This is a genomic window from Pseudomonas sp. FW305-20 (assembly GCF_058788075.1).
Window position 1 is genome coordinate 1 of the sequence record NZ_JBYTAJ010000027.1, and the last position, 20,835, is coordinate 20,835.

Annotated in this window: 14 protein-coding genes and 2 pseudogenes; 12 read left to right on the plus strand and 4 right to left on the minus strand. The window is 58.7% G+C overall.

Annotated elements, in window-relative coordinates; all coding sequences use genetic code 11:
- Window positions 1–40: 40 nt before the first annotated feature.
- On the plus strand, window positions 41–2,968 hold the full coding sequence (locus tag AC3WP4_RS20900; RefSeq protein ID WP_218219206.1) for an Ig-like domain-containing protein: 2,928 nt from the start codon (window positions 41–43) through the stop codon (window positions 2,966–2,968).
- Window positions 2,969–3,115: 147 nt separating this feature from the next.
- Here AC3WP4_RS20900 and AC3WP4_RS20905 read toward each other — a convergent pair.
- Window positions 3,116–3,718, minus strand: a pseudogene (locus tag AC3WP4_RS20905) (DDE-type integrase/transposase/recombinase); the annotation flags it as partial.
- A 594-nt stretch (window positions 3,719–4,312) separates the two neighbouring features.
- Window positions 4,313–4,585, minus strand: a complete 273-nt coding sequence (locus AC3WP4_RS20910) for a helix-turn-helix domain-containing protein (protein WP_102615965.1) — start codon at window positions 4,583–4,585, stop codon at window positions 4,313–4,315.
- A gap of 88 nt (window positions 4,586–4,673) precedes the next feature.
- Between AC3WP4_RS20910 and AC3WP4_RS20915 the strand changes: the two genes are divergently transcribed.
- Entirely contained in the window at window positions 4,674–5,135 is a 462-nt protein-coding gene (locus tag AC3WP4_RS20915) for a hypothetical protein (RefSeq protein ID WP_102615964.1), read from the plus strand.
- Window positions 5,136–5,971: 836 nt separating this feature from the next.
- On the opposite strand, the pseudogene AC3WP4_RS20920 reads toward AC3WP4_RS20915, so the two are convergent.
- Window positions 5,972–6,220 (minus strand): annotated as a pseudogene (locus AC3WP4_RS20920) (glutathione S-transferase N-terminal domain-containing protein); the annotation flags it as partial.
- Window positions 6,221–6,299: 79 nt separating this feature from the next.
- Entirely contained in the window at window positions 6,300–7,220 is a 921-nt protein-coding gene (locus AC3WP4_RS20925) for a MurR/RpiR family transcriptional regulator (protein ID WP_074875619.1), read from the minus strand.
- A 312-nt stretch (window positions 7,221–7,532) separates the two neighbouring features.
- Between AC3WP4_RS20925 and AC3WP4_RS20930 the strand changes: the two genes are divergently transcribed.
- From AC3WP4_RS20930 to AC3WP4_RS20975, 10 genes are all read left to right on the plus strand, one after another.
- On the plus strand, window positions 7,533–9,470 hold the full coding sequence (locus tag AC3WP4_RS20930; RefSeq protein ID WP_102615963.1) for a bifunctional 5-dehydro-2-deoxygluconokinase/5-dehydro-2-deoxyphosphogluconate aldolase: 1,938 nt from the start codon (window positions 7,533–7,535) through the stop codon (window positions 9,468–9,470).
- A gap of 167 nt (window positions 9,471–9,637) precedes the next feature.
- Entirely contained in the window at window positions 9,638–10,531 is an 894-nt protein-coding gene (gene iolE, locus AC3WP4_RS20935; protein WP_102615962.1) for a myo-inosose-2 dehydratase, read from the plus strand.
- The gene (gene iolB, locus AC3WP4_RS20940; RefSeq protein WP_102615961.1) at window positions 10,528–11,337 is read left to right on the plus strand and encodes a 5-deoxy-glucuronate isomerase; all 810 of its coding nucleotides are present in this window, start codon (window positions 10,528–10,530) and stop codon (window positions 11,335–11,337) included. Before iolE ends, iolB begins: the two co-directional genes overlap by 4 nt.
- A gap of 43 nt (window positions 11,338–11,380) precedes the next feature.
- The gene (locus AC3WP4_RS20945; RefSeq protein WP_102615960.1) at window positions 11,381–12,883 is read left to right on the plus strand and encodes a CoA-acylating methylmalonate-semialdehyde dehydrogenase; all 1,503 of its coding nucleotides are present in this window, start codon (window positions 11,381–11,383) and stop codon (window positions 12,881–12,883) included.
- A gap of 25 nt (window positions 12,884–12,908) precedes the next feature.
- Window positions 12,909–13,730, plus strand: a complete 822-nt coding sequence (locus tag AC3WP4_RS20950) for a TIM barrel protein (protein WP_074875629.1) — start codon at window positions 12,909–12,911, stop codon at window positions 13,728–13,730.
- A gap of 168 nt (window positions 13,731–13,898) precedes the next feature.
- On the plus strand, window positions 13,899–15,830 hold the full coding sequence (gene iolD / locus AC3WP4_RS20955) for a 3D-(3,5/4)-trihydroxycyclohexane-1,2-dione acylhydrolase (decyclizing) (protein WP_102615959.1): 1,932 nt from the start codon (window positions 13,899–13,901) through the stop codon (window positions 15,828–15,830).
- A 33-nt stretch (window positions 15,831–15,863) separates the two neighbouring features.
- Window positions 15,864–16,874, plus strand: coding sequence for a bifunctional inositol 2-dehydrogenase/D-chiro-inositol 1-dehydrogenase (gene iolG / locus AC3WP4_RS20960; protein ID WP_102615958.1), 1,011 nt, complete (start codon window positions 15,864–15,866; stop codon window positions 16,872–16,874).
- A 132-nt stretch (window positions 16,875–17,006) separates the two neighbouring features.
- On the plus strand, window positions 17,007–18,059 hold the full coding sequence (locus AC3WP4_RS20965; RefSeq protein WP_074875637.1) for a Gfo/Idh/MocA family protein: 1,053 nt from the start codon (window positions 17,007–17,009) through the stop codon (window positions 18,057–18,059).
- Window positions 18,060–18,215: 156 nt separating this feature from the next.
- Window positions 18,216–19,142, plus strand: coding sequence for a sugar ABC transporter substrate-binding protein (locus tag AC3WP4_RS20970; protein WP_076030591.1), 927 nt, complete (start codon window positions 18,216–18,218; stop codon window positions 19,140–19,142).
- A 71-nt stretch (window positions 19,143–19,213) separates the two neighbouring features.
- Window positions 19,214–20,779, plus strand: coding sequence for a sugar ABC transporter ATP-binding protein (locus AC3WP4_RS20975; protein ID WP_074875641.1), 1,566 nt, complete (start codon window positions 19,214–19,216; stop codon window positions 20,777–20,779).
- The last annotated feature ends 56 nt before the right edge of the window (window positions 20,780–20,835 follow it).

A 20,835-nucleotide genomic window follows, 5' to 3' on the forward strand; every position in this document is an offset into this window, starting at 1 on the left:
GAGCCCGCCCGGCCAAGGTACTGGCAGCGTAGAAGTGGGCGTGGTCGACGTGAACGGCAACCCCTCCGACACCACGGAGCTTGAGTACGAAGACACCACGGCCCCCGAAGCGCCGGTTGTTGGCATCACCGACAACGGTGACGGCACCCTGACCATTGCCGGCAGCGGCGAGCCAGGCGCGACCGTGAACGTGACGTTCCCGGATGGCAGCACTGGCAGCGTGGTGGTGGATGCCTCGGGCAACTACAGCATCGACAGCCCGGCGGGTGTAGGCCAGCCGAATGGCGACGTCGTGGTCACCCTCACCGACGGTACCGGCAACCTCTCCGAAGAGACGGTTGTGGTGTATGAAGACACCAGTGCTCCAGAAGCCCCGGTTGTCGGTATCACCGACAACGGTGATGGCACCCTGACCATTGCCGGCAGCGGCGAGCCAGGTGCGACCGTGAACGTGACGTTCCCGGATGGCAGCACTGGCAGCGTGGTGGTGAATGCCGAGGGCGACTACAGCATCGACAGCCCGGCGGGCGTGAGCCAGCCGAACGGTGAAGTTGTGGTTAGTGCCACTGACATCAATGGCAACCATTCTGAAAACACTGTGGTTGCGTATGACGACACCCGCGTTCCAGAGGCCCCGGTTGTCGGCATCACCGACAACGGTGACGGCACCCTGACCATTTCCGGTCGCGGTGAGCCAGGCGCGACCGTGAACGTGACGCTCCCGGATGGCTCCTTTTGGGATGGCGCCCTCTTCGGCATAGTGGTGGATGCTGCAGGCAACTACAGCTTCACCAGCCCGGAGGGTAAGATCCAGCCGAATGGCGAAATCGTGGTCAATGTTACTGACGTTAACGGCAACCTCTCCGAAAACACCGTGGAGGTTTATGTCGATAGCATCAAGCCTGCCGCTCCAACGGTCTTGTTCACCAACAACGGGGACGGCACGATCACGATAACCGCCTACGGCGAGCCAGGCGCGACCGTGAACGTGACGTTCCCGGATGGCAGCACCGGCAGCGTGGGTCCTTCGGGCGGCTACACCCTCACCAGCCCGGCCGGTGTTCCCCAGCCGGAAGGTAACCTGGTGGTCAGCTTGACCGACATCAACGGCAATACCTCGGATGACACCGTGGTGTTTGTCGACATCGTCGCCCCAGACGCACCGGCCTTCAACGCACTGGCAGGCATCCTTGATCATGGCTCACCTGTGTTGAGCGGTATGGCAGAGGCGGGCGCAACGATTATCATCTACGACAACGGCTCGGAAATCGACCGCGTTATAGTGGCTGAAGATGGCAGTTGGTCGTACACGCCATCACCTGCGTTGAGTGATGGTGTACATCAGTTGTCCGTTGAAGCGGTAGATGGAGCGGGTAACGTTTCTGTGCGGACGGAGCAACTGATCGAGGTCGACTCCACTGCACCCACGCAGACGGCTTCGATCACCTTCATGACCAAGGACAGTGGTTCCGTTCGCACTGATTTTAATACCCACGATGGCAGTGCCGGACGCCTGATACAGGGCAAGCTGAGCGCAGCACTGAGTGGACATGAAAGGCTGCAGATGTCCACTGATGGTGGTGCCACATGGGTGGATGCGGTGGTGAACGGTCTGGACTGGGTACTGCAGGACCTCAACAGTCATGCCGGGAACTGGTCAATTCAGACGCGCGTAGTGGACAGTTTTGGACGCGAAGGCGTAACGACGTCAACCGCTGTGACTGTGGATGCTACTGCTCCTACTGCGCCGACCACGCTTACTAGGCAGGGCGGTGATTTATATCCCACCTACCAGTACATTACTGTGGACGGCTTGGCCGACCCTAGCGTCAGAGTGGGCGATAAGGTGGTGCTCGTGGGCGACACTTTCCGTCTCGAGCATATCGTGACGTCTGCAGAGAAGACTGCGGGCAAAGTAAATATCGACGTCCTGCAGTCTTCAAAGTATTCCGTACAGATTGTGGACATATTCGGCAACGCCTCGGCTTTCAAACATACTGCCGAGACTTCCTCGCTAATGACAAACTTTGAAATTGATGCCAAAGCAAAAGTTGTCGTTAATGGTCCGACGGCGCTCAGTATCGGCATTGTGACATCGAGCGAGGGCTATGTCGGTGTCGGGGCACGCTACGGCGTGACGCCAGGAGGAGGAGCGACGGGCCTCTATTTCGGCAGCTCTCTTTCATCGTCCAATACCGGTTGGGCAGAAATCACGTTGGCACGCTACGCTACCAGGATTTATTTCCCCAATTCTTTACAAGGCCTCCCGGGAAGCGGCACCTCCGTCAGGCTTGAGTACTATGATACGGAAGGCGTTATGCGATACTCCTTCTCCCCCACTACTGGCGCCTCCACTCCCCCCACGTTTGACACGGGTGGAGTAGGTGCGCCGATTGCTTCCATTAAAATAATCTCAACAGCCGAATTTCAGGGCTTCAACATCGTGTCCATGGTATTCAACTGGGCTCCGCGGGGGGATGAGAATCCGATTGAGAACATCCTCAGTGATGTGGGCTATCAAGGCACTGCGGCTGACGACACGTTCAATATCTCGTTTGTTGATGGCTTCACCGGTTCGGTGGATGGCAACGGTGGGACCGATGTTCTGCAGATCAAGGGCGCCCTGCAGACATTTGATCTGACCGCGCTTGGCAACAAGATGAGCTCCGTCGAGGTGATCGACATCACCGGTACGGGTGACAACACGCTCAAGCTGTCATTGGGTGATGTACTGGGGCAGGGCAGCATGGACCTGTTCCATGCCAGTGGCGATGTCCAGATGATGGTCAAAGGCAACGCGGGTGATGTGGTTATGCTCGATGATCTGCTGCCCAATGGCATGGATCCAGGTGATTGGGCCAATACTGGGTCGGTGGATGTAGGGGGCGTAACCTACGCCAGCTACCAGCACTCTACGATGGATGCAGAGCTGTTGGTTCAGCAGGGGGTGACGGTGAATCTGGTCTGATACCTGTCATTGATTTGCCAATGCTGTAGCAATTGACCGCGGGTAGATTCCCTGCTCGCGGTCATAAGATGTTCCCCACACCCTGCGAGGGCTAGTCTTTCGCAGGGTGTTTTATTTGGAGGGGCGGAAGCATGAACAAGCCTGCACTTCGTTGCATTCCCGTCGCCAGGCCTCAATGATCACCTTGGAGTGCGGTAAACTAGTGAACCAGTGCTCCTTCAGGCATTCATCACGAAGCGTCCATTAAACGATTCAATGTAAGCTTTTTGGTTGAATTTTCCTGGTTCAATTAGAGATAGCTGCACACCACATGATGGACCCGTGTCTGCATAGCGCGGCCACAGAACTCCTTGCCGTTATCTGTGCGGAGGGTTTTGGGCGGGCCACGTGACATAGCGAGGCGATAAGGATACGTGTCGAAGAGTGCTCACCAATCGCTCGCTCCGGCAAGATGGCGACAGCCTCATGGTTGGCATCATCCACTACGGTTAGACTATTGATGACCCGCCCCTTAGCCGTGCGATCAAACACAAAGTCCATCGATCATACTGAATTAGCAGTTTGTGAACGGCCCAGTGGTTGCCGATCCGCAGTCGGTATCTTCTTGCGTTTGCGCCTCTTTACCTGCAGGCGAGCATCGGCATAAAGACGTTCAACCCGCTTGTTGTTGACCTGTTCGCCTGCCTGCCGCAGCTTCAGATAGATCATCGCTGCACCAAAGCGACGATACCGATGTGCCAGCGCTACGATGTGAATCGCCCCGGCTTTCGTTTTTACACACTCTGGGCCGTTAGCTGCCTGTTGTGAGCGGCTGAAAACGATTGTTGCCCTTCGCCATTGGCAGCAACCGCCGATTGCTACCTGTGTGAGAGGTTGTGAATGGCGCTCAAGTCGAGCACGTCAGCTACGAGGCTGTGCATGATGGCAACACGACGAAAGGGGAACCGGGAAGGGAAATTGTGTAAGCAGACGTGGGGCAAGTGCCTTGCTGGGCAACAAAACTAACCCCCTGGTGCGCAGTAAGGGACAGGTCCCGCCCGAGGCGTGGGGGCTATTCTCAAGCCGAATCCTAGCATGAGCATGAGGGCAGGCCAAAGGGATCAGCCGCTATCGATAGCCAGCGCCCATTGCTGCCGGTGGCGATGGTCAAAAACGGCCAGTGACATCCTGCATGGCGGCCGCTTCTGCTTGGTGTCGTAAAGGTTTGGCAGTGGCTCCGGACTCGGATTTCACATAATGGCGTGTAAAAAAACGTTTTCACCAGTCAATGACAGGCAGTTTGGACAAGCCGATTTTTCGGAAGAATCGGTCGGTTGCTGCCGACGGTGATCCCAGAACCCTAGGTCAGCAAGAAGCAAGGTCATTGAGCTCAAGCTCAACACGCTTCAAAAGCGCGGATACATCTTCCCCCTCCAATAAGTAACTTTTTGCCAAAAGAGTAATAGGATGGATGCCTAAGGCCTTCGCGAGATCTTCAACCTTTTCGATTGAAGGGCTTTTCTTCCCATTCTCAACCTCACTTACATACGCTTGGCTGGGGGCTAGCGTCTCCTGCGACAGCCCCATGCGCAGTCGACTTTTTCTTAGCGCTAATCCAAACGCGATCTTCCGTTCCATTTGTACAACTCACAAAAGGAACGATGAAGCCGGTCAAGCACGGAAAGGACTATATTCGATAGCGATATTATGACGACGGAGGTGCATCGTGTTCCGCACTTATGACTGGGCTGAGGCCATTTCAGTCCCTTTTTTTGAGGATGATTTTCGCGTTTGGACATATGTCGAGTACGACGTCGGCGGGGTTTGGTTTCACGTCCAGATCGAGGAACGTGAATGCACAAGATGGCGTCGTTTCAATCTCATGATCAGCGGTGAATTCGCTTTGCGGTCTTTGATTGCACGACAGTCTGAACATCTAGCAGTAGTCGACGTTCAGCTAGTTAGCTCTAGTGAGGTCAACAACAGCGGGCGACTACTGATGGAGCCACTAGTGAAAGCTGAACGACTGTTCCAAAAAAGTAAGAATGGCATTCTTTACGAGGTCGACAGTGGTAAGTGCTACCTAGTAGGCGATCCAACTATTGATCCAGCTCGGTCTGATGGCTATGACCTGATTTTTGATTCATCCATGTGTCTAGGTTCTCAGTTTTCCGACCACAAAAAATAGTGTAAATACAAGGCGAAATTAGATTTTATTGTCCGTAAATCGTCTATATCGGGTAGAACGTCCAAAAAACTAGCTTTATGCACAATTATGAAAAAATTCATAATTTGGCTCGAGAGACGTCTGAGGCGGCAAAAGGCAGGGTGTGCAGGGCGTGGGGGAAACAGTATGGATAAAAAATATCCCCATGACCTCTTGGTCCATCAGGACAATTGAATCGCCGCGGATAGCCGCCTCCCTGCCGAAAGCACTTTTTCAGTTATAGGCTTCAACAACTCTAAACAGCTCATAGATTCTCCAGGGAGCGTCCTCCAATCTAATATGCAACGCTCACAAAGCCTAGACCACGAACGAGCATTTTTATTTGACCGGAAGTGTGCGTTTCTCCGCCAGTCGCGTTGCGTTCGTCCACCGAACAAACCGGATAAAATCGCCGGCGATCAATGATGATGGGTGACCATGTGCAGTTGCGCAGCTTGCGAATTCGACCTATTTCTGCCGCTTTCTTGATGGCAGGTCCACTACTTCAAGGTTGCTTAATTTAGCCTTGAGTACACGGTTCTCGTCCAAAAGCACTTCATTGACGAACCTGAGCTTGACGACTTTGGCCCGCAATTGCTCGATATCATGACGGTGGGCTACGGACTCTTGCGGTACGCAATTAAGTCTTGTTGTTCACATCACGCATGGCGCGACTGGAGCGATCTTGAACCTCTCGGATATGCGGAAAAACCACCTTGGTTTGGTTGGGGGGGGGCTTTTTTTGCATTGATTGACACGCTAAAGCGCTTTCATGTCAGGTCATCGTGACAACGTGTCAATGCATTGTGACAAATGGGGTCGGGCATCAGGCTCTTGCCGGGTCCGGCCAAGGCTTCCAGGTATTCGATAATCAGCGTCGAGTCGATCAACACCTCACCGTCGTCCAGCACCAGGGTGGGCGCCTTGACCACCGGGTTGATCTGCTGGAATTGCTCGAAATGCCGAAACACCGAGACCGGCTGGTGTTCCAGGTCTATCCCCAAGCATTTGGCAGAAATGGCGACGCGCCGCACATAGGGCGAATCCAGCATGCCGATCAGCTTCATTTAACCGCTCCTCCTTCAGATGTCCGTTTCAGGACGGACTACCTTAGCTGAGGTTCAGCGACCTGCAACTGGCGCCGGGCTAATCCTCGAAGCCGACTTGTTCGTGAATCTCATCGACCTTCAATTCAAGGCGATAGGCCACGGCGATAAACAGCGCCTGGCATAAACACAGTGTGGCACTCAGGGAACGGAAGGCAAACGAGCTGCCTTCGTTGACCAGCAGCACCGTGTTGGCGCGCTTGGCCAAGGGCGAGAGGTTGCTGTCGGTGATGATCAGGGTTTTCGCCTGATTGTGTTGGGCAATACGCAGGCAGTGCTGGGTTTCCTTGCCATAGGGCGTGAAGCTGATGGCGATCACCAGGTCATTGGCGCGCACGCTGCGCATCTGCTCGCGGTAGCTGCCGCCGAGCCCCGAGACCAGATGAATGCGCTTGTTGGTGTGTTGCAGGTTGTAGACCAGGTAATCGGCCACCGCGAACGAACGGCGCACCCCGACCACGTAGATGTTGTCGGCATTCACCACCAGGTCGACAGCCTTGTCGAAGGCCTGGTCATCGAGTTCCAGCCCCAGCCGTTCAATGCCTGACAGGGTCGCATTGATGCACTCGCGCGCCAGGTCGCCGCCGCTGGCCTTCTGCGACTTGTTGGCAATCATGCTGCGAATGCGCTGCTGGTAGTTCTGCACCGGCGTGGTCTTGTGGGTATAGGCCTCGCGGAACAGTGCCTGCATTTCGCTGAAGCCGCTGAAGCCGAAACGCTGGGAAAACCGCACGATCGCCGACGGGTGCACTTCGCACTCGCGGGCGATGTCGCTGATGCGGTCGACCATGATCCGGTCGCTCTGCTGGCTCATGTAGCTGGCGATGCGCTTGAGCTGGCGCGGCAGGCTTTCGTATTCGTTGGTGATCAGTTGCAGCAGACGCTCGGCGTTGATCGGAGGGCTGGCGAGATCGCTGTCGGGCGTGCTCTCGGTCGTCGCCGGCTGATCGGTGCGGGTCATAAGGAATCCTTCTGGCTTGTTCTTATAGGGACGACAGAAAGCGTCATCCCCTGACAATAGGTTGGCTGTGCGCAGTCTACAGGGTAGGCCGGAAAAAAATCTTGAGCTTGCGGTCAGTACGAGGTGTGCTGAAACGATGCACTGCCCCTGGAGCACCTGTGGCCAAGTTTATTGGAAAAAATATTCCACGTAAAAATTATTTGGAATAATTATTGATTGTTCGGCCCCGGACGTTTTAGTCTGCATCCCACCAAGAGTGTTCGGCGCGGCCATCGCCCCGAACGCAGGCTGATAAAAATAACAGGAGCCAGCATGGGCCAGACTCGTTTTGCCAGTGGGCGTCAATTGGATCTGATTTGCCTGGGGCGCCTAGGCGTCGACCTCTATGCACAGCAAGTCGGCGCGCGGCTGGAGGATGTGAGCAGCTTCGCCAAATACCTCGGCGGATCGTCTGCCAACATCGCTTTCGGCACCGCTCGGCTGGGCCTTAAATCGGCGATGCTGAGCCGGGTAGGGGACGACCACATGGGCCGCTTCCTGGTTGAATCCCTGACCCGCGAAGGTTGCGATGTCCGCGGCATCAAGGTCGATCCAGAGCGCCTGACCGCCATGGTCTTGCTGGGTCTCAAGGATCGCGAAACCTTTCCCTTGGTCTTCTACCGCGAAAACTGCGCCGACATGGCGCTGCGGGCCGAAGACATCAGCGAATCTTTCATTGCTTCCAGCAAAGCCTTGCTGATCACCGGCACCCATTTCTCCACCGACGGCGTCTACAAGGCGAGCATCCAGGCGCTGGATTACGCCGAGAAGCACAACGTCAAACGGGTGCTGGACATCGACTATCGCCCGGTACTGTGGGGCCTGGCTGGCAAGGCCGACGGCGAAACCCGTTTCGTCGCCGACCAGAACGTCAGCCTGCATGTGCAGAAAATCCTTCCGCGTTTCGACCTGATCGTCGGCACGGAAGAAGAGTTCCTGATTGCCGGTGGCTCCGAAGATTTGCTCACCGCGCTGCGTAATGTGCGGCGCCTGAGCGCGGCGACCCTGGTGGTCAAGCTCGGCCCGCAAGGTTGCACGGTGATTCACGGAGCGATCCCGGACCGTCTTGAAGACGGCGCCATTTACCCCGGCGTCCGGGTGGAAGTGTTGAACGTGCTGGGGGCCGGCGATGCCTTCATGTCGGGCTTCCTTGCCGGTTGGCTGGAGGACGCGAGCGACGAGCGCTGCTGCCAGTTGGCCAATGCCTGTGGCGGCCTGGTGGTGTCGCGCCATGCCTGCGCGCCGGCGATGCCGACCCGCGCCGAACTCGACTATCTATTCAACAGCCCGGTGCCGATTACCCGGCCGGATCAAGATGCGGTGTTGCAGCGTCTGCATCAGGTCAGCGTGCCGCGCAAACAGTGGAAGCAGCTGTTCATCTTTGCGTTCGACCATCGCGGGCAACTGGTGGAGCTGGCGCACAAGGGCGGTCGCGACCTGAGCGCCATCGGCGAACTCAAGCAACTGTTTATCAAGGCTGTGGAACGGGTCGAAGCCGATTTGCGTGAGCAGGGTATCGAGGCCGATGTCGGGTTGCTGGCCGATCAACGCTTCGGCCAGGATTCGCTGAACGCCGCCACCGGTCGTGGCTGGTGGGTGGCGCGTCCGGTGGAAGTGCAGGGGTCGCGGCCATTGGCCTTCGAACATGGGCGCTCCATCGGCAGCAACCTGATTGCCTGGCCGCAGGAGCAAATCATCAAGTGCCTGGTGCAATTCCACCCCGACGACGAGCCGCTGCTGCGCCTGGAACAGGAAGCGCAGATCAAGGGTTTGTATCAGGCGTCCCAGGTCAGCGGTCATGAGTTGCTGCTGGAAATCATCCCGCCCAAGGATCATCCGTCGACCCATCCGGACGTGCTGTATCGCGCCCTCAAACGGCTCTACAACCTGGGCATCTACCCGGCGTGGTGGAAGATCGAAGCGCAGAGCGCCGAGGAGTGGAAGCAACTCGACGAGCTGATCCAGGAACGTGATCCGTACTGCCGAGGCGTGGTGTTGCTGGGGCTGAATGCACCGGCAGCGGCACTGGCCGAAGGGTTTCAACAGGCCAGCCAGAGCCAGACGTGCCGCGGGTTTGCAGTCGGCCGGACGATTTTCCAGGAGCCGAGCCGCGCGTGGATGGCCGGTGAAATCGACGATGAAGCGCTGATCCGTCAGGTGCAGGGCACGTTCGTTGAACTGATCGATGCCTGGCGCACGGCCCGGAGTTGAATATTTTCAATATGTGAACACTGAACCTGTGGGAGTGAGCCTGCTCGCGATAGCGGACAGACAGTCAATATTAAAGTCGCCTGACACACCGCTATCGCGAGCAGGCTCACTCCCACAGGGTTTCGCGCCGCATTCAATGGTTATGTAAAACAATAAAAGGTGCAGCCATGCCCGCTATTCGAATTGGCATCAACCCGATCTCCTGGAGCAACGACGACCTGCCGTCCCTCGGTGGCGAGACGCCGCTGAGCACCGCCCTGAGCGAAGGCAAGGAAATCGGCTACGAAGGTTTCGAACTCAACGGCAAATTCCCCAAGGACGCCAAAGGTGTCGGCGACGTACTGCGCCCTTATGACCTGGCGCTGGTGTCCGGCTGGTATTCCAGCCGTCTGGCCCGCCGCTCGGTGGCCGAAGAAATTGATGCCATTGGCAGCCATGTCGAGCTGCTGGCCAAAAACGGCGCCAAGGTGCTGGTGTACGGCGAAGTCGCCGACTCCATTCAAGGCCAGCGCATTCCGTTGGTGGAACGCCCGCGATTCCACACCGAACACGCCTGGCAGGAGTACGCCGACAAGCTCACCGAACTGGCGCGCTTCACCTTGTCCCAAGGTGTGCGCCTGGCCTACCACCATCACATGGGCGCCTACGTCGAATCCCCGGCCGACATCGACAAACTGATGGCGCTGACTGGCAGCGAAGTCGGTCTGCTGTTCGATTCGGGCCATTGCTACATGGGTGGCGGCGAACCGTTGCAGGTGCTGCGCAAACACATCGAACGCATCTGCCACGTGCATTTCAAGGACGTGCGCAAACCGGTGGTGCAACTGGCGCGCAACAACCTGTGGAGTTTCCCGGACTGCATCATCAACGGCACCTTCACTGTGCCCGGCGATGGTGACATCGATTTCGGCGCCTTGCTCGACGTGCTGCTGGCGGCCGGTTACCACGGCTGGCTGGTGGTCGAAGCGGAACAGGACCCGGCGGTGGCGCCCAGTTATGTCTACGCCAAAAAAGGCTACGACACCTTGCGTGCGCTGCTCGACGAGAGGATTGCGCGATGAGCCTGCTGGTCAAAAGCAACGCCCGTGGTCGGACCATGGTCGAGCTGGGCAAAGGTGAATTGGAATACGTCGGCTTCGCCGCTTATCGCTTGAGTCTGGGCGAGACCTTGCCGGTGTCGGCCGGTGATAAGGAACTGTGCCTGGTGCTGCTCAGTGGCCGGGTCAGCATCAAGGGTGAAGCGCCGGGGCAGGGGGCGTTCGACTGGGACAACATCGGCGATCGTCAGTCGGTATTCGAAGACAAATCACCCTTCGCGGCGTATTTGCCACCCGGCAGTCAGGCGCAAGTGGTCGCGCTCAGCGATGTGCAAATCGCTGTTTGCGCCGCGCCCGGTTCAACGAGCAATGGCCTCGGCCCACGGCTGATCAAACCCGACGCAATGAAGCGCAGCGTGCGCGGCAAAGGCGCCAACACCCGTTACGTCTGCGACATTCTGCCGGACACCGAGCCGGCCCATTCGCTGCTGGTGGTGGAAGTGCGCACGCCGTCCGGGCACTCGTCGAGCTACCCGCCGCACAAACACGACACTGACGATTTGCCGCACCAGAGTTTTCTCGAAGAAACCTATTACCACCAGATAAACCCGCCCCAGGGCTTCGTGTTCCAGCGGGTGTACACCGACGATCGCAGCATCGATCAGGCCATGGCCGTGGAAAACAGTGACCTCGTGGTTGTACCCAAAGGCTATCACCCGGTCAGCGTGCCGTATGGCTACGAGTCGTACTACCTGAACGTGATGGCCGGACCCAAACGCGTCTGGCAGTTCCATAACGATCCGCAGCACAGCTGGCTGCTTGACCTGTGAACTGAACGCCTGAATTCCAACTTCTGCACGGAGAACACGATCAATGAGCAACGCCCCGATCATCGGCCATTACATCCACGGTCAAGTGCAAGACATCAATAGCGAACGGTTCAGCAACGTCTTCAACCCGGCCACCGGCAGCATTCAGGCACGCGTCGGGCTGGCCAGCCAGAAGACCGTCGACGAAGCGGTCGCCTCGGCCCTGAAAGCCTTTCCGGCCTGGTCCGAACAATCGTCCCTGCGCCGTTCGCGGGTGATGTTCAAGTTCAAGGAATTGCTCGACCAACATCACGATGAGCTGGCAGAAATCATCAGTCGCGAACACGGCAAAGTGTTTTCCGACGCCAAGGGCGAAGTCACCCGGGGCATCGAAATCGTCGAGTACGCCTGCGGTGCGCCGAACCTGCTGAAAACCGAGTTCAGCGACAACATCGGCGGCGGCATCGATAACTGGAACCTGCGTCAGCCGCTGGGCGTGTGCGCTGGCGTGACGCCGTTCAACTTCCCGGTGATGGTGCCGCTGTGGATGATCCCGCTGGCGCTGATCACCGGTAACTGTTTCATCCTCAAGCCGTCCGAGCGCGACCCGTCCGCCAGTGTGCTGATGGCCCGTCTGTTGAGCGAAGCCGGGTTGCCGGACGGTGTGTTCAACGTGGTCCAGGGCGACAAGACTGCCGTCGACGCGTTGCTGCAACACCCGGACATCGAGGCGATTTCCTTTGTCGGCTCGACGCCGATTGCCGAGTACATCCACCAGCAAGCCACCTCCCGCGGCAAGCGTGTGCAGGCGCTGGGCGGGGCGAAGAATCACATGATCGTCATGCCGGATGCGGATCTGGATCAAGCGGCGGATGCCTTGATCGGCGCGGCTTACGGCTCGGCCGGCGAGCGCTGCATGGCGATTTCGATTGCCGTGGCGGTGGGCGATGTCGGCGATCAGTTGATTGCCAAACTGCTGCCGCGTATCGATCAACTGAAAGTCGGTAACGGCCTGAAGGGCGACAGCGACATGGGGCCGTTGGTGACGGCCGAGCACAAGGCCAAAGTCGAAGGTTTCATCGACGAAGGCGTGGCCCAGGGCGCGCAGCTGATTGTCGATGGTCGCAACTTCAAGGTGCCGGGCGCCGAAAACGGTTTCTTCGTCGGCGCGACACTGTTCGATAACGTCACGACCGAGATGAGCATCTACCAACAGGAAATTTTCGGCCCGGTGCTGGGCATCGTTCGGGTGCCGGACTTCGCCAGTGCCGTCGCGTTGATCAACGCCCATGAGTTCGGCAACGGCGTGTCCTGTTTCACCCGCGATGGCGGCATCGCCCGGGCCTTCGCCCGCACGATCAAGGTCGGCATGGTCGGCATCAACGTGCCGATTCCGGTGCCGATGGCCTGGCATTCTTTCGGCGGCTGGAAGCGCTCGCTGTTTGGCGATCACCACGCTTACGGCGAGGAAGGCATTCGCTTCTACAGCCGCTACAAAAGCGTGATGCAGCGCTGGCCCGACAGCATTGCCAAGGGCCCTGAATTCAGCATGCCGACGGCCAACTAATTCACCTGTGCGGAGAACAACAATAATGAGCAAGCCCCTGCGTTTCGCCCTGAACCGTATGGTCGCCCCACGTTTGTCCCTGCCCGCGTTCATCGAGCTGGCGGTGACCCTCAAGGCCGACGCCATCGAAATTCGCAACGACCTTAAAGGCGTCGAGATCGAAGACGGCACCGCCCCCGAGCGCGTCCGTGAGTTGTGCGCCGCCAAAGGCATCACGGTGCTGTCGATCAACGCGCTGTATCCGTTTGATGTGTGGAATGACGAGCGCCGTGCGCACGCCTTGAAGCTGGCCGCTTATGCCCGTGATTGCGGCGCCCGAGGGCTGGTCATGTGCCCGCTCAACGACCGTGCCGACCCGCGTACCGAGGCCGCACGTGCTTCGGGCCTGCGCACGGCGTTGACTGAACTGGCGCCGATCCTGCGCGATCACGGCATCCTCGGTTTCATCGAACCGCTGGGTTTCGAAGAGTGCTCGTTGCGGCGCAAACGCACGGCGGTCGACGCGATCAAGGCCATCGGTGGGCTGGATGTGTTCCGTCTGGTGCATGACACCTTTCACCATCACTTGGCCAGCGAACATGAATTCTTCCCCGAGCTGACCGGGCTGGTGCACATCTCCGGCGTCGAAGATGCCGAGGCGCCACTGGCGACAATCCGCGACGGCCATCGGGTGCTGGTGGGCGAGGGCGATATCCTCGGCAACGCGGCGCAGATCGAGACCTTGCTCGCTACTGGCTACAGCGGCTACCTGTCGTTCGAGCCGTTCGCCGACAGCGTCCATGGCCTGGCGGATATCCAGACGGCGATTGGCGCGAGTATGGATCACCTGCAGAAATCCCAAGGTTAATGGAGAACCCTGTGGGAGCGGGCTTGCCCGCGATGGCGGCAGCACATTCAACATTGATGTGTCAGGTAGATCGCTATCGCGGGCAAGTCGGGTCGCCGCACTGCCGCTCCCACAGTTGATCGCATTCAACAGCCCACACCGGATTTAGCTTCAAAGGAAGGTGCAAGCATGACCACAACACGACTGACCATGGCCCAGGCCCTGGTGAAATTCCTCGATAACCAGTACATCGAGGTCGATGGGGTTCAAAGCAAATTTGTCGCCGGGATCTTTACCATTTTCGGCCACGGTAATGTGCTGGGCCTGGGGCAAGCACTGGAGCAGGACAGCGGCGACCTGATCGTCCATCAGGGGCGCAACGAGCAAGGCATGGCCCACGCGGCCATCGGTTTCGCCAAGCAACACCTGCGGCGCAAGATCTACGCCTGCTCCTCATCGGTAGGCCCGGGCGCGGCAAACATGCTGACCGCCGCTGCGACGGCGACCGCTAACCGCATTCCCTTGCTGCTGTTGCCCGGCGACGTTTACGCCTGTCGCCAGCCAGACCCGGTGCTGCAACAGATCGAACAGTTCCACGACCTGAGCATCAGCACTAACGACGCGTTCAAGGCCGTGAGCAAATACTGGGACCGCATCAACCGTCCCGAGCAACTCATGACGGCGGCGATCCACGCCATGCGTGTGCTGACCGACCCTGCCGAAACCGGCGCGGTGACCCTGGCCTTGCCGCAAGATGTGCAAGCCGAGGCCTACGACTACCCCGATTATTTCCTGCAAAAACGCGTGCACCGCATCGAGCGTCGTCCGGCGACAGAAGCGATGCTCGGTGATGCGCTGGCGCTGTTCAAAGGCAAGCGCAAGCCGCTGATCATTTGCGGTGGCGGGGTCAGATATTCCGGTGCCAATGCGGCGTTGCAGGCGTTTGCCGAGCGCTTCGATATTCCCTTCGCCGAAACCCAGGCCGGCAAGAGTGCGGTGGTGTCCAGTCACCCGCTGAACATCGGCGGCATTGGCGAAACCGGTTGCCTGGCGGCGAATCTGTTGGCCAAAGACGCGGATCTGATCATCGGCATCGGCACCCGCTACAGCGATTTCACCACCGCGTCGAAATCCCTGTTCCAGCACCCCGACGTGCAATTTCTCAATCTGAACATCAGCCCCTGCGATGCCTTGAAACTCGACGGTGTGCAACTGCTGGCGGACGCCAGAGTCGGCTTGCAAGCCTTGGCTGAAGCCTTGGGCGATTATCGTTCTGCGTGGGGCGATCAACCGCGTCAGGCCAAGGCGCAACTGGACGAGGAAGTCGACCGCCTCTATCAGGTCGAATACCAGGGCAAAGACTTCATCCCGGAAATCAACGACCACATGGACCCGGCGGTGCTGCGCGAATTCATCGAGCTGACCGGTTCCTGCCTGACCCAGAGCCGCGTGCTCGGCGTGCTCAATGAGACCCTCGCCGATGACGCCGTGATCGTCGCCGCCGCCGGCAGCCTGCCCGGCGACTTGCAGCGCAGCTGGCGCAGCAAGGGCGTGAACACCTATCACGTCGAGTACGGCTATTCCTGCATGGGTTACGAGGTCAACGCCGCACTGGGCGTGAAACTCGCCGAGCCGGATCGCGAGGTCTATGCGCTGGTCGGCGATGGCTCTTACATGATGCTGCATTCGGAACTGGCGACCTCGATTCAGGAGCGACGCAAGATCAACGTGGTCCTGCTGGACAACATGACTTTCGGTTGCATCAACAATTTGCAGATGGAACACGGCATGGACAGCTTCGGCACCGAGTTCCGGTTCCGCAACCCGGAAACCGGCAAGCTCGACGGCGGGTTCGTGCCGGTGGATTTCGCCATGAGCGCGGCGGCTTATGGCTGCAAAACCTACAAAGTGCACACCGTTGAAGAGTTGCACGCCGCATTGGCCGATGCGCGATTGCAGACGGTGTCGACGCTGATCGATATCAAGGTCCTGCCCAAAACCATGATTCATGGCTACCTGTCGTGGTGGCGAGTCGGCGTGGCGCAAGTCTCCACCAGTGCCCGCACCGATGCGGTGGCCAAGACCCTGAATGAACGACTGGCAAAGGCCCGTCAGTACTGATTGCTCTACAAAAATTCCAACAGGAGAACAGACATGTCTTTGAAGCTTGGCGTCATCGGCACCGGGGCCATCGGCCAGGACCATATCCGTCGTTGCAGCCAGACCTTGCTTAATAGCCAGGTCGTTGCGGTGACCGACATCAACTTGCAGCAAGCCGCGAAGGTCGTGTCCGACCTGAAACTGACCGCCGAGGTCTATCCCGACGGCCACGCGCTGATCCAGGCGCCGGAGGTCGAAGCGATCCTCGTCACCTCCTGGGGCCCGAGCCACGAAGCGTTCGTGCTGGCGGCGATTGCGGCAGGTAAGCCGGTGTTCTGCGAGAAGCCGCTGGCGGTCACCGCTGAAGGCTGTCGGAAAATCGTCGAGGCCGAAGTGGCCCACGGCAAACGCCTGGTGCAGGTTGGTTTCATGCGCCCGTATGACGAGGGCTATCGAGCACTCAAAGCGGTGATCGACGGCGGGCAGATTGGTGAGCCGTTGATGTTGCACTGCGCGCACCGCAACCCGACCGTAGGGGAAAACTACAAGACCGACATGGCGATCACCGACACGCTGATCCATGAGCTGGATGTATTGCGCTGGTTGCTCGATGACGATTACGTCTCGGTGCAAGTGGTGTTCCCGCGCAAGAGCAGCAAGGCCCTCGCGCATTTGAAAGACCCACAGATCGTGCTGCTGGAAACCGCCAAGGGCACGCGCATCGATGTGGAGGTGTTCGTTAATTGCCAATACGGCTACGACATCCAGTGCGAAGTGGTGGGGGAGACCGGCATCGCCAAACTGCCGGAGCCGTCGCAGGTTCAGTTGCGCAGCGGGGCGAAGTTGTCCAACGCGATTCTGATGGACTGGAAGGATCGGTTTATTGCCGCGTACGACGTCGAGTTGCAAGCGTTCATCGATGGTGTGCGGGCCGGGCAGGTCGGTGGCCCGTCGGCGTGGGATGGCTTCGCCGCTGCCGTCGCAGCAGATGCGTGCATCGAAGCCCAGAACAGTGGCCAGATCGTCAAAGTCGCACTCCCTGACCGCCCACACTTCTACGGCTAACCCCCGGTAATGATCGTTCCCACGCTCTGCGTGGGAATGCAGCCCGGGACGCTCTGCGTCCCAAAAGCGGACGCAGAGCGTCCATTGATGCATTCCCACGCAGAGCGTGGGAACGATCATCAGGAGAACAATATGCGTATCGGACTTGTCGGTTACGGCCATGGCGGCCGGTTTTTCCATGCTCCGCTGATCAGCAGTTTGCCGGCGGCGACGTTCGTGGGTGTGGTCACCCGTTCAGCGGAGCGCCGACAGTTGCTGGCGGCCGAGTACCCTGGGGTGCCGGCGTTCGACAGCATCGGCCAACTGGTGGAGGCCGGGATCGATGTGCTGGTGGTGTCGACGCCACTCAAGGGCCGCCCGGCATTGGTGCTCGATGGCATTGAACACGGTTTAGCGGTGGTCAGCGACAAACCGTTTGCGGCCGATGCGCAACAGGCGCAAACCCTGATCACCATGGCCGAGCGCCAGGGCGTGCAGCTCAGCGTCTACCAGAACCGGCGCTGGGATTCGGACTTCCTGACTGTGCGCAAACTCATCGAATCCGGTGCGCTGGGCCAGGTGACCCGTTTCGAATCGCGGATCGAGCGTTACTCGCCGCAGGCGGTGAACAACGGCAGTGGCGGTGGTTTCCTGCGTGATCTCGGTAGCCATCTGGTGGATCAGGCGTTGCTGTTGTTCGGCCCGGTGACACGGGTCTACGCCGAACTGGATTACCTGGAAAAAGGCCAGGTTTTCGATAACGGCTTCTTTATGTCGCTGACCCACGCCAGTGGCGTCACCTCCCACCTGGGTGGCAGTTGCCTGCAAAACACCCCCGGCCCGCGCTTTCGGGTGACCGGCAGCCAAGGTTGTTACAGCGTCGATGGCCTGGACGGGCAAGAAGCATCGGCGCTCGCCGGGCTCTCGCCGAAAACCGAAGGTGAGCGCTGGGGCGTTGAAGAGCATCGCCGTTGGGGCTGGTTCGAGCAGGGCGAAGTGCGCGAGCGGGTTCCTTCCGAGCGCGGCTGCTGGAATCAGTTCTATTTACAGCTACAAACCGCGTTGCAGAGCGGTGGCCCACTGCCCGTGGATGCCCGTGATGCACTGGCGACCACCCGCGTGCTAGACGCTGCGCGACTGAGTGCCGAGCGGCATCAGGCGGTGGAATTGAGCCCGTTCAAGAGTCATGGAATAAAATTAGAATAAAATTCTAAAATGAGTTGATATAGAAATTATATTCTAATAGAGTCATTTCCAGCGACCTGCCTCGCCACCTGTTTCAACCCTTTTCCCGCTTGCCTGCTTACTGAAATCGTCACGCCTCATCCATAAAACCAACAAGAATGTGGAGAAAGACTTTTCATGAAGACCAAGATCCGCTTCGCCTCACTTGCCTTGTCCCTGATGTTCGCCAGTGGCGCGGCGCTTGCCGATATGAAGATCGGCGTCAGCATGTCCCAATTCGATGACACCTGGCTGACCTACCTGCGCGAATCCATGGACAAGAAAGCCAAGTCCTACCCAGAGGGCGTGCAGCTGCAATTCGAAGACGCCCGCAGCGACGTGGTCAAGCAGTTGAGCCAGGTCGAAAGCTTCATCAGCCAGAAGGTCGATGCCATCGTGGTCAACCCGGTGGATACCGCCGCCACCAAAAAAATCACAGAAGCCGCGGTCAAGGCCGGCATCCCGCTGGTCTACGTCAACCGCCGCCCCGATGACCTGAAGCTGCCCAAAGGCGTGGTCACTGTCGCCTCCAACGATCTGGAGGCCGGTGAAATGCAGATGCAGTACCTGGCCGACAAAATGGGCGGCAAGGGCGACATCGTGATTCTGCTGGGCGACCTCGCGAACAACTCCACCACCAACCGTACGAAGGGCGTCAAAGACGTTCTGGCCAAATACCCGAACATCAAGATCGAGCAAGAGCAGACTGGTATCTGGTTGCGGGACAAGGGCATGACCCTGGTCAACGACTGGCTGACCCAGGGCCGCAAGTTCGACGCGGTCATCGCCAACAACGACGAAATGGCCATTGGTGCTGCGATGGCCCTGCAACAGGCCGGCGTCGAGAAAGGCAGTGTGCTGATCGCCGGTGTCGACGGAACGCCGGACGGTCTGAATGCGATCAAGAAAGGCAACATGGCCGTCTCGGTGTTCCAGGATGCCAAGGGTCAGGCCGACGGTTCGATCGACACCGCTGTGAAAATGGCCAAAAACGAGCCGGTCGAACAGGCCGTGTGGGTGCCATACCGCTTGATCACCCCGCAAAACGTCGACACGTTCAAATAGCCCCGTCCGTTCAATAACAACAATAAACACGCAAGGTTGCGACCGCGACCTTGCTGATGGAGTACCTGATCATGTTCGCTTCAGCGACTGCTTCGAGCACCCCGTTGGTGGGTATCCAGCCAGCTGCAACACCTGTCGATGAGCCGTACCTGCTGGAGATCATCAACGTCAGCAAGGGATTTCCCGGTGTGGTGGCCTTGTCCGATGTACAGCTTCGGGTACGTCCCGGTTCCGTGCTGGCGCTGATGGGCGAAAACGGCGCGGGCAAATCCACCCTGATGAAAATCATTGCCGGCATCTATCAACCGGACGCCGGTGAATTACGCCTGCGCGGCAAACCGGTGGTTTTCGAAACGCCACTGGCTGCGCTCCAGGCCGGGATCGCGATGATCCACCAGGAACTCAACCTGATGCCACATATGAGCATCGCCGAGAACATCTGGATCGGCCGTGAGCAGCTCAACGGTTTCCACATGATCGACCACCGTGAAATGCACCGCTGCACAGCGAAACTGCTGGAACGCCTGCGGATCAATCTCGATCCAGAAGAGCTGGTCGGCAACCTGAGCATTGCCGAACGGCAGATGGTCGAGATCGCCAAGGCCGTGTCCTACGATTCCGACATCCTGATCATGGATGAACCGACCTCGGCCATCACCGACAAGGAAGTCGCGCATCTGTTCTCGATCATTGCCGACCTCAAGAGTCAGGGCAAAGGCATCATCTACATCACCCACAAAATGAACGAAGTGTTCAGCATTGCCGATGAAGTGGCGGTGTTTCGCGACGGCGCCTACATCGGCCTGCAACGGGCCGACAGCATGGACGGCGACAGCCTGATTTCGATGATGGTTGGCCGCGAGCTGAGCCAGTTGTTCCCGGTGCGTGAAAAACCGATCGGCGATCTGCTGCTGTCGGTGCGCGACCTGAAACTGGACGGCATTTTCAAGGATGTTTCCTTCGACCTGCACGCCGGCGAGATCCTCGGCATCGCCGGGCTGATGGGCTCAGGGCGGACCAACGTCGCCGAAGCGATTTTCGGCATCACCCCGAGCGACGGTGGCGAGATTCGCCTCGACGGCGAAGTGGTGCGCATCAGCGATCCGCACATGGCGATCGAGAAGGGCTTCGCGCTACTGACCGAAGATCGCAAGCTCAGCGGCCTGTTCCCGTGCCTGTCGGTGCTGGAGAACATGGAAATGGCGGTGTTGCCGCATTACGCCGGCCACGGTTTCATCCAGCAAAAAGCCTTGCGCGCCTTGTGCGAAGACATGTGCAAGAAGCTGCGGGTCAAAACCCCGTCGCTGGAGCAGTGCATCGACACGCTCTCTGGCGGTAATCAACAGAAAGCCTTGCTGGCGCGCTGGCTGATGACCAACCCACGAATCCTGATTCTCGACGAGCCGACTCGCGGTATCGACGTCGGCGCCAAGGCCGAGATCTACCGGCTCATTTCTTATCTCGCCAGCGAAGGCATGGCAGTGATCATGATTTCCTCGGAATTGCCGGAAGTGCTTGGCATGAGCGACCGGGTGATGGTCATGCACGAGGGCGACCTGATGGGCACCCTCGACCGCAGCGAAGCGACCCAGGAACGAGTGATGCAATTGGCCTCGGGTATGTCCGCAGTTCACTAAATCAAGGGTGGACGCAGTTTAGGGGTGAGTAGGGATTCTGTGGCCACAGCAAGCTC